13 protein-coding genes are annotated in these 14,306 nt (G+C 37.9%); all 13 read right to left on the minus strand.

The annotated features are described in order from the left end of the window. Positions 1–54: 54 nt before the first annotated feature. A complete protein-coding gene (mqnC, locus tag P4V41_RS00375; protein ID WP_328082883.1) occupies positions 55–1,161 on the minus strand; it encodes a cyclic dehypoxanthinyl futalosine synthase in 1,107 nt (368 codons plus the stop codon). A gap of 123 nt (positions 1,162–1,284) precedes the next feature. Continuing rightward, on the minus strand, positions 1,285–2,229 hold the full coding sequence (gene dnaI, locus P4V41_RS00380) for a primosomal protein DnaI (RefSeq protein ID WP_328082884.1): 945 nt from the start codon (positions 2,227–2,229) through the stop codon (positions 1,285–1,287). A 14-nt stretch (positions 2,230–2,243) separates the two neighbouring features. Beyond that, entirely contained in the window at positions 2,244–3,713 is a 1,470-nt protein-coding gene (locus P4V41_RS00385; protein ID WP_328082885.1) for a replication initiation and membrane attachment family protein, read from the minus strand. Between the two features lie 80 nt (positions 3,714–3,793). Then, positions 3,794–4,255, minus strand: coding sequence for a transcriptional regulator NrdR (gene nrdR, locus P4V41_RS00390; RefSeq protein ID WP_066396742.1), 462 nt, complete (start codon positions 4,253–4,255; stop codon positions 3,794–3,796). 72 nt (positions 4,256–4,327) lie between these two features. Then, entirely contained in the window at positions 4,328–4,723 is a 396-nt protein-coding gene (locus tag P4V41_RS00395) for a cytosolic protein (RefSeq protein WP_328082886.1), read from the minus strand. A 104-nt stretch (positions 4,724–4,827) separates the two neighbouring features. After that, on the minus strand, positions 4,828–5,211 hold the full coding sequence (gene speD, locus P4V41_RS00400; protein ID WP_066396744.1) for an adenosylmethionine decarboxylase: 384 nt from the start codon (positions 5,209–5,211) through the stop codon (positions 4,828–4,830). A 320-nt stretch (positions 5,212–5,531) separates the two neighbouring features. Beyond that, a complete protein-coding gene (locus tag P4V41_RS00405) occupies positions 5,532–6,572 on the minus strand; it encodes a glyceraldehyde-3-phosphate dehydrogenase (protein WP_328082887.1) in 1,041 nt (346 codons plus the stop codon). Between the two features lie 142 nt (positions 6,573–6,714). Next, the gene (coaE, locus tag P4V41_RS00410) at positions 6,715–7,311 is read right to left on the minus strand and encodes a dephospho-CoA kinase (protein WP_328082888.1); all 597 of its coding nucleotides are present in this window, start codon (positions 7,309–7,311) and stop codon (positions 6,715–6,717) included. Positions 7,312–7,327: 16 nt separating this feature from the next. Then, positions 7,328–7,969: a sporulation membrane protein YtaF gene (gene ytaF / locus P4V41_RS00415; protein WP_328082889.1), complete on the minus strand. Its 642-nt coding sequence runs from the start codon at positions 7,967–7,969 to the stop codon at positions 7,328–7,330. Between the two features lie 61 nt (positions 7,970–8,030). Next, entirely contained in the window at positions 8,031–8,852 is an 822-nt protein-coding gene (mutM, locus tag P4V41_RS00420) for a DNA-formamidopyrimidine glycosylase (RefSeq protein ID WP_328082891.1), read from the minus strand. Positions 8,853–8,909: 57 nt separating this feature from the next. After that, positions 8,910–11,552: a DNA polymerase I gene (gene polA / locus P4V41_RS00425; protein ID WP_328082892.1), complete on the minus strand. Its 2,643-nt coding sequence runs from the start codon at positions 11,550–11,552 to the stop codon at positions 8,910–8,912. A gap of 211 nt (positions 11,553–11,763) precedes the next feature. Continuing rightward, positions 11,764–13,494, minus strand: coding sequence for a two-component system histidine kinase PnpS (gene pnpS / locus P4V41_RS00430; RefSeq protein ID WP_328082893.1), 1,731 nt, complete (start codon positions 13,492–13,494; stop codon positions 11,764–11,766). After that, positions 13,494–14,204, minus strand: coding sequence for a response regulator transcription factor (locus P4V41_RS00435; RefSeq protein ID WP_328082894.1), 711 nt, complete (start codon positions 14,202–14,204; stop codon positions 13,494–13,496). Before P4V41_RS00435 ends, pnpS begins: the two co-directional genes overlap by 1 nt. Positions 14,205–14,306 lie beyond the last annotated feature (102 nt).

Raw genomic sequence — 14,306 nt, forward strand, 5'->3', positions numbered from 1 at the left:
TAGGTTAAACAAAATAAAAAAGCACTCGACATAAAAATGCCAAGTGCTTCACTGTTAGTTTTGCATCACAAAATCCTTATCAGCTTTTTCTTCATTTTCAAACACACGGAGTGTTTCATATTTTGTATTACGTTGAGCAGGGATTTTACCTGCTTCACGAATCAATCTTAATGTCAAATTCGTGTTTACTTTGTGAGTCGTTCCTGCTGCTGAAACAACATTCTCTTCCATCATCGTACTGCCAAAGTCATTGCAGCCATAATGAAGAGATTTTTTACCAACTTCTGGCCCCATCGTAACCCAAGAAGATTGGAAGTTAGGAATGTTATCTAGGAAAATACGAGAGATCGCAACATTCTTCAGATACTCTCTTGGAGTCGTCTTTTCAGCCTTCATATTCGTGTTATCCGGCTGGAATGTCCAAGAGATGAAAGCCAAGAAACAATCCGTCTCGTCTTGCGCATCACGAACACGCTGTAAATGAAGCGCACGTTCTTCGAATGTTTCTCCAAATCCGATAACCATCGTAGCTGTAGAATGCAGACCAACTTTTTTAGCTGTTTTCATACAATCGATCCACTCTGTCCACGAGCCTTTAAGTCTGCTAATCTTCTTGCGAGTGCGGTCATCTAAAATCTCCGCTCCTCCACCTGGAAGGGAATCAAGTCCAGCTTCTTTCAGTTCTCTGAGCACTTCCTCTAGAGACAGACCAGATACTTCAACCATCTTCCATACTTCTGCTGGAGAAAATGAATGCATTGTGATGTCAAAGCGCTTTTTGATCTCTCTTAATAAGTCTGTATAGTAGCTGAATGGCAAGTTAGGATTTGTTCCACCTTGCATAAGGATTTCTGTACCACCTACATCAACTGTCTCTTGTATCTTTTGGAAGATCACATCATCATCCAACACATAGCCTTCGCTGCTTCCTGGAGCTCTATAGAATGCGCAGAACCTGCAATATGTATCACAAAAGTTTGTATAGTTTACGTTACGTCCAATTACGAATGTGGTAATCGGTTCAGGATGCCACCTTTTCATAATAATATCCGCAACTTCTCCCATGCGTTCTACTTCATCACTTTCATAAAGTTTAACGGCATCTTCTACCGATAAACGTTCGCCATCTAAAGCTTTTTGTAAAATAAATTCTATACTCATCGGTAACCTCCGAATACATTGTCTTAAGATCTTGGTCTTCTTATCCTATCATATTTTAGTAGAAGAGACAGCTTTGGGTTTTCAAGAAAAAAGCTTCTGCCCTTTAAAAGAGCAGAAACTATATTAAAAATCTTCTCTGAAGTTTTTATTACCACCCATAAAAACTGGAGTACTCAAGTGTTTGATTCGCTCCATGATTCTGAGGGCTTTCAGTTCATCAAGTCCGCCTTTTTGAGAATACGATAGATGTTGCTGCAGCATTTCAAAATCACAATTAGACGTGTAGAGAGTAGGCAATTTTTCCATCATTCGATATTGAAGGATGACTCCAATAATCTCATCTCTGACCCAGTTCGTCATATTTTCAGCCCCAAGATCATCAAGCATTAGTACTGGAACGGTCTTTAACAGTTCCATCTTAGAGTCAAATGTACCGTCAGAAAGTGAAGATTTCATTTCACGAAGAAACTCTGGTGTATGAATGATCAAAGAGTGGACGCCTTTCTCAGCTAATCCATTCGCGATCGCGCCTAAAAGATACGTTTTACCAACACCGAATTTTCCATAGAAGTAGATTCCTTTTGATTGTTGACCCGAACCTGCCATCTGGACAAATTCATAAGCCTTCGAGATCGCATTACGTCTTGTATCATCAATACTATGCTTGTACAAACGATCGAATCTCGCTTCTAGTATCTCTTTAGGTATAAAGTAGCTCTTAATCAATGAAGTCATGGATTTCTTTTGCTCATCAATAATTTTTAATTCACATGGCTTGTATCTAAGCTCTACAGTATGTCTGACTTTTGTTAGTTCAGAACGATATCCTTGCATGAGGTTCGGACACTTCTCTAAACCTGGACAGTTACGGCAAGCATGCTGTTCGTTCTTAAAGGTGTAGAAACTGGACAATAATTTTTCCGCATGGACATCTGATATGTCAGGGTTCTCTCTTAGAAAACGCATGACCCCTGGATCTGTAAGCACTTGTTGCTTCATTTGCTCAAATCTTTCCTGAAACTTATCAAACCCCGGCATATTCTTAACAGATTCCTTTATGGATTCCATATTATTTCCCCCCTTTATTTCGAACTATTTAACAAACTCTCAAGCCATTTACGGTTCTCATCCTCTGTAGCATCAGTTCTAGAATCATCAGTCTGACCCGATGACACTTTATCCTGTTTAAGCCATTCAGGAACAGTCACGTTACTCTTTTTATTACCCTTATTGTAAGAACCTGAATTTACCTTCTTGTCTTGCCACTCTTTATATTTACGTTTTTCGTCTCGAGCTAAGGACATCGCATCCATAACAGTTTGTGCTCTTTTGCGAGCCCAATGTGAAGCAATCCGTTCGATCAATCCTTTTGCAAGCTTCATATCATTCTCAGATAAAACGTAATCTAACAGAACATTCGTAACACCTGGCGTTAAATTCTGATCGATCATACAATACGCAACAAGTTTAAGGTCCACTTCTGAAGGTGTTGTACCTGAATAATCTTCTAACAAACGATAAGGTGACACTTCTTCAAAGTATTTGATTAGTTCTTCTTCTTTTGATTGAGGTTGCATGCCATGAAGAGCCTTTAAAGGAACTGGCTGCGTTTTTAACGCTAGAACAGGTAGAACTTCTTCATGTTCAAATCGATACCATTTCTGAATTTCTTTCCTTAAGCTCTCTGCAGAAATTTCTCCTGTTGAGTAATACACGTTTTGAATCTGCTTACTCATATCCATCGGTTGTAACTGATAGATATATGCCAGCTTAAAGATGGCCTCCTTTAATTTAGGAGTGATAACCTCTTTAGGTACGATAAAAGATGAGATTTGATTTACCATCGCTTCAAAATCAAAGGTAGATTCACTTAGTACAACTTTCCCATGATTGCCTTTTTCATGTAAAGAGACATCTTTTGGAAGAACGTTTTCGTGAATCTCTGCATAACTCTTTGATGACATTTCAGATGGGTGCAAAGAAGTAAACACGTCACTGAATGAAGCGGTCACATCTTTATATTCTGACACATCAGTTTGAGAGATATAAAAGGATTCTCTTATTTCACTGAACTTCGATTTTCCTAAACGATTATAGAGATATATACTTAAAAAGCCATCTGTAAAAAAAGCGTTTGGCGAAAGGGGGAGCTGAAGCTCATAAATATACTCCCTAGAACTATCACCGTCTTTTTTAAACGTCTTCAAGAGACCGATCGCTTCTAATTTCTTTCTACCCGATAAAATATCTTTTAACGAGAACTGAGTAACGTTCATGAGGTGCTGATGTTTTTGTGTCTGCCGATCCATATTTACTTCGCACCACAATGTCATGTATAAACTATGTGCAAATGCGCCAACCAACGGCTGATATAGCATAGTAAGAACCTTATGATCTATTTCATGCAACATACCCTTGCACTGGACGGAATACGTATCAACGGGCACAACTTCCTGAAAATGTACCGTCATCGTTTTCACCCTTTGTTTAAAAGTCTTAAAAATAATGTGGCCGACGGATGTTAGTATCGTCAGCCAGATTACTTCGTTCATATATATTAGCCGTTTCCTAAAGTGCAGAATACGGATAGAGATTGGAATAAAAAAAGCGTTGCAGCAGTTTAAGATACGCTTTAACGCTCCTCCTTGTTAATTAGTTCTTTCAGTTCCTGTATAAACACATTGATATCTTTGAATTGACGATAAACAGAGGCAAATCTTACATAAGCAACTTCATCTGTTTTAGATAGATGTTCCATCACCTGTTCACCAACTGCTGTACTTGAAACTTCAGAAGCACCTGAGTTTCGCAATTCTTTTTCAATACTATCTACAATATTTTCAAGTGTTTCCAAGGGGACAGGCCTTTTTTCGCAAGCTTTAATAAGACCTCTAAGGATCTTTTCACGGCTGAACTCTTCTCGTTCTCCGCCCTTCTTAACAATGATAAGCGGTGTTTGTTCTACCGTTTCAAATGTAGTAAATCTATAGCTGCAAGATTCACATTCCCTTCTGCGGCGAATGGACCTTCCGCTATGTACAGGTCTTGAATCAAGCACTTTTGTTCCGTTGTGCTGGCAAGTAGGACACCTCATTGTAATCATCCCCAAAAAATTTTCTATTCTCTATCTATCTTAAAGAAAAGGGAGGAATGTGACAAGCTATTCCTACAATTTTTCAGCCATTGACGTTCCAACAAACGTTAGTTTTTCTTTTAAGATTTCATAAATGTTAACGATTAGTCTTTGATTATTGCCAAAATTAAAAGGAAGAGCAGATTCTGTTGAAACGTTCAAATCTACAGCAGTTCGATTTGCTTTAACTGTTATAACACTAATAACGACAAACGCACTCTTAGGCTGTCTCACTTCAAACGTTACTTCTCCCCTTTCTTCAGAAAAACCTAGCTCATGAAAATTCATGTCTTCATCTAAAATCTGTTTAATCACATTCATTACTTCAGGTTTATTAGCTTTAAAATAATGGGTTCTAAGTCTTTCGTCCACATGCTGTTCACTCGTTTCCGCATGATTTTCCATTAGATTTTGAAGTTTTCTAAACATAGTAGTCCTCCAAAGCAATATAATTTGTGTCCTATTATTCCCTATAATGAGTGAAATAAAAAAGAGGTGTGATTTCTCACACCTCACGTACATTCTGTTTTTGATTATTGAGCAGTAACTTTTGATTTGGCAACAGAAATTGGACCCATTCCACGAGGAACTTCCAAGTTTTCGCGCTTTTTAGCGCCAAGTGCCTCTGAAATGTAATCAGCAGCTACGTTAGGATCAATTCGATCTCCACACGTATATACATCAATACTTGCATAACCATGCTCAGGAAAACTGTGAATAGTTAGATGAGATTCAGAGATAATAACAACTCCACTTACACCATGTGGAGCAAATTTATGAAAAGCAACCTCGCGAATTTCTGCACCTGCTTTCAATGCAGCGTCAACGAATGTCTCTTCAATAAATTTCATGTCATTTAATTTTTCAGAATCACAACCCCATAACTCAGCAATTACGTGTCTTCCCATTGTATCCATTAGCATAGTCCCCCTTTTAAAAATAATCATGCCTTCAAGCATGCGGTATCGAATATCTACCACGGGGGCAAGTTAGTCCAAAGAGGTCCTAACCCTTTAAGTAGCATTCAATGCCTTAGTTTGCTTTATTTGAAGTTCACGAATCATAGTATACTTCTTTTAAAATTTATTTGCAATAACTATAGGCAAATTTTTTGTATCAATTTTATATTGTACTTTAAGGATAAGGTCAATTGTAAAATTAATAAGATTACTAAAACACAGAAAAGAGCTGGTGTGTAATCCAGCTCTCATCTTCTATCTATTTTTCATGAATGTTTTTATGATACAGAAACATTTTTTTCTTGTACCGGCATATTCAAAGCAACACTTACATGTTTAGCTAGATCTACTACTCGGCAAGAATAACCCCATTCGTTGTCGTACCAAGCCAGGACCTTTACTTTATTTCCGTCCATCACCATGGTTGACAAGCCATCTACGATTGAAGAGTTTTCATTTCCATTATAGTCAATTGATACTAGCGGCAAATCGCTGTATCCTAAGATTCCACGCATTGATCCTTCTGAAGCGGATTGCAGAGCATGATTGACTTGGTCTTTAGATACTGAAGTCTTCAACTCCACAACAACGTCAACCAAAGATACGTTAGGTGTTGGAACACGTAGTGCCATGCCATTCAGTTTACCTTCTAAATGAGGCAATACTTTCGCAATCGCTTTTGCAGCACCTGTAGAAGTTGGAATAATAGAGGTGCCGCATGCACGTGCGCGTCTCAAGTCTTTATGAGGGTTATCAATATTTTTTTGGTCATTCGTATATGCATGTACAGTAGTCATCATTCCAGATTGTACTCCGAACTGATCATCAAGCACTTTTATCACTGGAGCTAAACAGTTCGTTGTACACGATGCGTTAGAAATTATATGGTGTTTCGAGGAAATGTAATCGCTATCATTTACTCCCATAACAATTGTAATGTCTTCATCTTTCCCAGGCGCAGTAATGATTACTTTCTTTGCCCCTGCTTCAATGTGAAGACCCGCAGATTCTTGTGAAACAAATTTCCCAGTTGCTTCTATAACAATATCAACGCCTAACGTTCCCCACGGAAGTTCACGAGGATCGCGAGAGTTAACTAATTGAACTTTTTTTCCATCAACAAAAAGGGCATCTTCTCCAGCAACAACTTCTCCAGGGTACGTCCCATGTATAGAATCGTACTTAACCATGTGAGCAAGAGTTTCTGCTGGATAGCTGGCATTAACAGCTACAACCTCAAATTCATCGTTCTCCATCATTTTGCGGAAGACCATTCTTCCTATTCTCCCCAAGCCATTAATTGCGATTTTTGCTTTCATGAAGCTGCTCCTTCCAATGTGTTATACTCTTTATCGTATCTATCTGTAATTAGTATATCATATTAACACTTGAAAAGAACATACTTTTATTAAAATTAGGCTGAAAAAGGGCTCATATAAGAAAAACAGACCTGAAATGGTATCAGGCCTGCTTTTTCGTTTGTTCTAACAATGAAAGAACATCATTCTCTAACTCTAAAAGTGATTGATTATTATTGATTACAACATCAGCTAATTCTTTCTTTTCATCAATCGGCATCTGTGATTGGATTCTAGACATCGCTTGTTTCTCTGAAAAATCATCACGTTTGATCAATCTTTGTAGTTGTATTTCTGGCGTAGCATATACTAGCCACGTTCGATCTACCATATGTGTAAGCTGACTCTCAAACAAGAGAGGTATATCCATAACCACTATAGACTCTCCTGAACGAAGATAAGCATCAGCTTGCTGTCTCATTTCTTCTCTAACAGCAGGGTGAACAATGTCGTTTAGCATCGTTCTTTTTTCTGAATCGTTAAAAATGATCTCTCCTAATCCTGCTCTGTTTATCGTCTTGTCATCATTTAATATTTGTTCACCAAAACAAGCAACGATTTTCTGATACGCTTCTTTCTCTGGCATAACAACTTCTCTAGAAATGATATCAGCATCAACTACAGGAATTCCTTGACTCCTAATGATGTTACTGACTGTTGATTTCCCAGTTGCAATGCCTCCTGTTAATCCAATAATCACAAGTTATCCTCCAGTGTTACATTTTTAATAATCCCATTACGATCAACAAAACGCCTGGCAGGATTGATAATCCCTTCATCCAGTTTGTTTTATTAAAAAGATATAATCCTAAAACCATACCACCCCATAAGAATAAAGCGCTCATCATCGCAATTGTAATAGTTGTTAATGAAGGGGACAAGTCGATGAGTGCAGCTCCTATTCCCGCTCCAAAGGCATCAAGCGATAATGCTATTCCAAGCAGAACGGCTTCTAAGCCGGTAATAGATCCAGACTTATCGATATCTGCCATAACTGGTTTCTTAAGGATGTGTATAACAATGCCCAACGACTTAATTTCAAAAAGCACAATGTTCTTAGGTTCTTTTTCCACGCACTCAATGTTCTCTTTCTCTGGTAAGAAAACCTGCCATAGAGAGTAGATTCCGATTCCGAGAAGAATCACACCTCCCAAAATCTCACCTGTCTTGTGTGAAATAAATTGTTCTAATGTAAATCCAAGCAACATTGAAAGTAAAAAGGTAACAGCTGAACAAATTGCGATGATGATAATGGAGCGAAAAGGAATTTTAATGGATTTCATTCCATACGTTAATCCGGCTCCAAAACTGTCCAGGCTGACGGCTAGTGCCAGTAAAACAAATGAGTAAGCCACCATTGTTCCTGTACTCCTTTCAGTTAACGGTAAACGTAGTATATGAAAGGAGCTCAGAAATGGTTTATTTTTGACAAGTCTTACAAATGTGAGTCCCTCTTCCCGCTACAACCAATCGTTCGATCTCAGTACCACACACACGACATGCTTCATTTTTTCTCCCGTATACAAACAAATTCAGCTGAAAACCACCCGTCTCACCAACCGCGTTTGTGTAAGAGCGTATCGAGCTTCCGCCGTGCTTCACAGACTCAGAAAGAATTTCAGTAATTGCAGTTTTCAATTTCTTTAACTTAGGCTGTGTTAATTTATTCGCTGGTGTCTCTGGATGGATTCCTGCCTGAAACAGAACTTCATCTACATAGATGTTTCCTAAACCAGCAAGAAGAGTCTGATCAAGCAATACCGATTTTATGTTGCGTTTTCGATTAGCAAATAGCTTCTTTAGAAGAGCGGCTGTTAAAGAATCTGATAGTGGTTCTATACCTAAAGTTTTTAAGGGCGCATGACTTTCCTCTGTTCCTTTTGGATACAAATGCATGGTTCCAAACTTTCTCACATCTCGATATCTAAGTTCAGTTCCATCAGAAAACTGAAAAATAACATGTGTATGCTTATCAAATGGCTCATCACTTTGATTCAATCCATATTTTCCTTCCATCCTAAGGTGAGACACTAATACATCTTCATCAAGATGAAAAATTAAAAACTTACCTCTTCGATACACATTTTGAAAGGTTTGACCCTTTAACTTCAAGATGAACTCTTCCGTTCCTGGATGTTTAATAATATTTTCCCAGTATATTTTCACATCTGTAATCAACTTCCCCGGAAGAAATTGATTCAGTGTGTTTTTGACATTTTCTACTTCAGGTAACTCAGGCATGCTTTCACCAACCTTATTAGAAAAACAGCACCCTGATCTATAGGATGCTGTTCATTATTATTTTGCTTCGAACCAGGAATCTCCCCAGTTTACATCTACTTTTAATGGCACATCAAGTTCTACTGCTGATTCCATCACTTCGCAAACGATCTCTTCAAGTTTTTGCAGCTCATTTTCTGGCACTTCAAAAATAAGTTCATCATGTACAGTGAGCAGCATTTTCGCTTCTAGTTTTTCGTCTGTTAACCGCTGATCCATATCGACCATCGCTTTTTTTATGATGTCTGCAGCTGTCCCTTGAATCGGAGTATTCATAGCTGTTCTCTCTGCGAAACTTCGCAGGTTAAAGTTTCTGCTATTGATTTCGGGCAGATAACGTCGTCTATGAAGCAGGGTTGAAACAAAACCATTTTGTTTTGCCTCAGAAACACTGTCCTTCATGTACTGCTGAACACCAGGGAAACTATCCAAATATGACGCTATAAATTCCCCAGCTTCTTTCCTCGTGATACCTAGGCTTTGTGATAGACCATAGTCACTGATTCCATATACGATACCAAAGTTAACGGCTTTGGCGTGTCTTCTCATTTCAGAGGTAACTTCACTCTCTTCTACATGAAAAACATCCATGGCGGTTTTCGTGTGAACATCCATCTCTGTCTTAAATGCTTCCATCAAGTTTTCATCCTGAGAAATATGAGCCAATACGCGCAGTTCAATCTGCGAATAATCAGCGGCAAGAATTTTCCAGCCAGGCTGTGATGCAACAAATGCATGTCTGATCTTTCTTCCCGCTTCTAAACGGATCGGAATATTTTGAAGGTTAGGATCAATAGAGCTCAGCCTTCCCGTTTGAGCTAGAACCTGATTAAAGCGCGTATGAATCTTACCCGTATCTTCTTTTACTACTTTCAACAGACCTTCAATATAAGTTGATCTTAACTTACCAAGTTGACGATAGATTAGTATCTTATTGATGATTTCATGCTTTCCTTCTAATTTCTCTAATACATCTACTGAAGTCGAATACCCCGTCTTAGTTTTCTTAATTGGCGGCAAGTTAAGCTTCTCAAATAATATTTCTCCTAATTGTTTAGGGGAGTTAATATTAAACGATATCCCAGCAAGTTCGTGAATGTCTTTTTCAAGTGTTGTTAACTGTACATCTAAGTCAGCACCCATTTTTTGAAGTGTGTCTGATTTTACTTTTACGCCGAACTCTTCCATTTTTGCTAATACAAGAGCTAATGGCATCTCTAACTGATAGAACAGATCACTCTGTTCATTTTCTTTTAACTTCTCATCCAGAAGGTCACTTAACTGAAAAACAGTATATGCTTTTCTAGAGAGGTGCTCAGCGAGAACAGCTTCATCTTCTGGCAGCTTTTTCTTAGCACCTTTACCGTATACAGCTTCATTTACGTCAACATTAGACTTGCCATACTGCTTCGCAACATCTGCTACTTCATCTAGGGATTCAGATGGATTAAGCAGATATGAAGCGAGCTGAATATCAAATTCAATACCATTTAACACAATTCCTTGCCCATGTAATGCAACATGTGCTCTCTTGGCATCAAACATCCTCTTCTTTTGGTTTTCATCTTGCAGCCATTCCTGAAATTCTTCTGATTGATCTGCAAGACTTGAAGGAATATAAAAGGTCCCAGCATCATTACTTAAAGCGAAACCATGAATTTTAGCTTTATGATAATCTTCAGTTAACGTTTCAACAATTAAAGAAGAAGGGCTTCTTAACATATCAATTTCGATTTTAGTTACCGTTTTAAAATTGAGCTCTTCTTTTTCTTCATCCTGAAAAATTTCTTCATCACTACCCAAGCGTTCTAGCAATGAATTAAATCCTAACTCTTTGAATAGAGGAAATACAGAAGACGTTTCATAACCATCGTAATTCGTTTCTTCCAGACTGACTTCAATAGGAGCTTCTTTCGTTATCGTAGCAAGCTCTTTACTCATAATGGCCTGTTCTTTATTCTCCGATAATCTCTCTTTAAGCTTAGCACCTGAGATTTCATCAATTGAATCAAGAACTTTTTCGATCGTTCCATATTGTTTGATTAATTTGATCGCAGTCTTTTCTCCCACCCCAGGTACTCCCGGAATATTGTCGGAAGGGTCTCCCATTAGCCCCTTCATATCAATGATTTGGTGCGGCGTAATCCCGTACCGCTCATTCACATGTTCAACGGTATATGCCTCAACCTCAGTGATTCCTTTTCTTGTCAACACCACTTCAACATCAGGCGTAACGAGCTGAAGTAAGTCTTTATCACCCGTGAACACTTTCACATCCCAGTTTCCATCAGCAGCATATGAAGCAAGGGTTCCAATAATGTCATCTGCTTCATAATTTTCAAGCTCATAACGTTTGATTTTAAATGCATCTAACAATTGTCGGATAAAAGGAAACTGCTCTGACAGTTCGGGTGGTGTTTTCTGACGACCGCCTTTATATTCACCAAATGTCTTATGTCGGAATGTTGTTTTCCCTGCATCAAAAGCAACGAGGATATGAGTAGGCTTTTCATCTTCTAAAATTTTCAGAAGCATCTGAGTAAATCCGTATACTGCGTTTGTATAAACACCTTTATCGTTGTTTAAAAGTGGTAGAGCAAAAAAAGCTCTATACGCAATACTATTTCCATCAATAAGCACTAATTTATTTGTTTTCGCCAAGTCCATAACCTCCTGAGGACATTTCTTCTATCATCTATTGTATCACGATGACAACCAGAAACAAAAAAGTAGGAACAGAAGAGCACTTGGACATAAAAAAAGGCGAGAATCCATGAAGGACTCTCGCTAAGGGGGTACTGAAAAAGGATACTTTAATCATAAGATTGAACTATTAACTTAAGAAAACAAGTGTGTAAAGGAATTGTAAAACTTACAACTTAAATTTCTTCGGAAACAGAATTGTAAATTGTGAACCTTCACCTGGTTTACTTTGAACTTCAATTGTTCCGTGATGAGCTTCTACTAGGTGTTTAACGATTGCAAGCCCTAATCCAGTGCCTCCTGAATTTCTGCTTCTGGCTTTGTCCACACGGTAAAACCGCTCAAATATTCGAGGAATCTCACTTTCTTTGATACCGATTCCTGTATCTTTAATAAGCAGCTTCACATGGTCTGTAAGTTCTTCCACTCTAACGTTTACACGTCCACCAGCAGGGGTGTAGGTTAAGCTGTTCGATACAAGGTTGATGATGATCTGCTTCAATCGAGGTGAATCTCCATCCATAACAGTCTGCCCTGTAACTTCAACGGATAGAAGAATACCTTTCTTTTCAGCTTTTGGCTGAAGAATCTCAAAGGTCTCGTTAACTAAAGAGCCTAAATCAATAGATTGAGTTTCTAGACAGAACCCTTGCTCACTTTTAGAAAGATCTAACAAGTCTTGGATAAGCGCCTGTAACCTATCACTTTCATTTAACATAATCGTTAAAAATTTATTTCTAAACTCTTCATTTTCACCTGCACCATCTAATAAAGTTTCAGCAAACCCTTTTAAAGAAGTGATCGGCGTTTTAAGTTCATGTGATACATTAGCAACGAAATCTTTTCTTACTTGCTCGAGTTTCTTAAGCTCAGTTATATCGTGAAAAACAAGCACGATCCCTTTAAGTTTACCTCTCGCGTTCATGACAGGCGCACTATAGACATCGAAATGTTTTGTATCGATGTGAATAGGAATAACTGTGTTTCTTCTCACTTTTTTCTCTGTTAGATAAGTTTCTTTTACTATATCCTTGATGGATGTGTAAGGAAATACTTCATAGAAGAGATGACCCGTCCAATAATCTGTGTGTTCTTTAAACAGTTCTTTGAACGTTTTGTTTACTAAGTTGATATAGCCATTTTTATCAATTAGAATAAGTCCGCTTCCCATATTTTCAATTAATGTTATCAAGCGATCATGCTGTGATTCCTGAGATTTTGTCATCTTTTCTAGGTTACGGGCTAATACGTTTAATGAGTAGTTCAATTCACCAATGTCTTCCCCAAAATATTCATATGTTCTCGCTTTAAAATTACCTTTAGCAAGCTCTTTCGCAGTCTGAGTAGCCTCTTCTACAGGTCTAACGATCTTATGAATCACCTTAAGAGACACGTAAAGAATAATGATAAAACAGATAAGGAAGCCAATCGACATAATGATCCATATCGATCTTTCTTCAGATTCGGCAGCACCCTCAGGAATGGCAAATTGTATAAATCCCGTTTCATCTTTCTTTTTTAACGTATAGTACAATCTTCCGTCTTCATTCTTTAACACAAGATCTTGATCATTCGTTTTTTTACCTTTTGGATAATACAAAGACATGTTACGTGGACTGTCTCCGTCAGATGTGTATATTACGTTCCAATCTGAATCGAGCACATAAATCTCACCCTTAAGATCTTTAGAGGCCGTTCTTAATAAGTTGGTTATCGTTGACTTTGATTTTTCTGTATTAAGGACTTGTTCGATTAGGCTTAATTCACCTTTATAAAATTCCATTCGCTTATCTTTCACACTATGGTGAACAATGTTCCCCATAATAAGAGCTAGCAATATGAAAACCAGCAGTATACCGAGCAGGAAAAAAGTAAGGACTCGGTTTTTAAAATCATGCATTATTGAGGCTCCTCTAGCTTATATCCTAATCCCCTTATGGTTTTAATATAAATTGGCTTACGTGTATTATTCTCGATTTTCTCTCTTAGATGACTGATATGAACATCAACAATTCGTGTGTCACCTACAAAATCATAGTTCCAAACGGCGGAAAGCAGCTGTTCCCTTGAAAGAACCCGACTCTTATGTCTAGCAAGATAAACGAGCAGTTCGAATTCTTTCGGTGTAAGCTCTAGTGCTTTTTCCCTGAAATATGCTTCATAGTTTTCTGGATAAATATCAACTTCACCAATTTTAAGATGTTCCACTTCTTCTTTTTTCTTTTCCGAATCCGTATTAGCTGATGATGATCTGCGGAGGATCGCCTTCACCCTTGCTACCACTTCTCTTGGACTGAACGGTTTAGTCATATAATCGTCCGCACCTAACTCAAGGCCTAACACTTTATCAAATTCATCATCCTTAGCCGTTAACATGAGAATAGGAATATTTAATTTTCTTAGACGGAGTTCTTTACAAACTTCTATTCCATCCATTTCCGGCAGCATAAGGTCTAATATGATTAGATTAGGTTCTTCGCTTTCCGCTTTTTCTAAACCACTCTTGCCATCCATTGCCGTAACTACTTGAAATCCTGCTTGTTCTAAGTTAAATTGCAACAATGTTGAGATCGAAATTTCATCTTCTACTACGAGTAACTTTTGGCTCATCATATTCCCACCTTTTTACGACTTGTACAAATTTATCATACTATTTTTTTTATAGTGTGTACAAAAATCGCAAAATTTTCATAGTGACTTTACATATCCTTA

The organism is Fictibacillus nanhaiensis, assembly GCF_036213205.1.
GTDB lineage: Bacteria > Bacillota > Bacilli > Bacillales > Fictibacillaceae > Fictibacillus > Fictibacillus nanhaiensis_E.

Bases quoted from the DNA above. Each gene is read 5' to 3' on its own strand.
- P4V41_RS00395 (WP_328082886.1), bottom strand. From the start codon at position 4,723: ATGTTTAGAAAACTTCAAAATCTAATGGAAAATCATGCGGAAACGAGT.
- mutM (WP_328082891.1), bottom strand. From the start codon at position 8,852: ATGCCTGAGTTACCTGAAGTAGAAAATGTCAAAAACACACTGAATCAA.
- ytaF (WP_328082889.1), bottom strand. From the start codon at position 7,969: ATGGTGGCTTACTCATTTGTTTTACTGGCACTAGCCGTCAGCCTGGAC.
- P4V41_RS00385 (WP_328082885.1), bottom strand. From the start codon at position 3,713: ATGAACGAAGTAATCTGGCTGACGATACTAACATCCGTCGGCCACATT.
- P4V41_RS00435 (WP_328082894.1), bottom strand. From the start codon at position 14,204: ATGAGCCAAAAGTTACTCGTAGTAGAAGATGAAATTTCGATCTCAACA.
- speD (WP_066396744.1), bottom strand. From the start codon at position 5,211: ATGGATACAATGGGAAGACACGTAATTGCTGAGTTATGGGGTTGTGAT.
- dnaI (WP_328082884.1), bottom strand. From the start codon at position 2,229: ATGGAATCCATAAAGGAATCTGTTAAGAATATGCCGGGGTTTGATAAG.
- mqnC (WP_328082883.1), bottom strand. From the start codon at position 1,161: ATGAGTATAGAATTTATTTTACAAAAAGCTTTAGATGGCGAACGTTTA.
- nrdR (WP_066396742.1), bottom strand. From the start codon at position 4,255: ATGAGGTGTCCTACTTGCCAGCACAACGGAACAAAAGTGCTTGATTCA.
- P4V41_RS00405 (WP_328082887.1), bottom strand. From the start codon at position 6,572: ATGAAAGCAAAAATCGCAATTAATGGCTTGGGGAGAATAGGAAGAATG.
- pnpS (WP_328082893.1), bottom strand. From the start codon at position 13,494: ATGCATGATTTTAAAAACCGAGTCCTTACTTTTTTCCTGCTCGGTATA.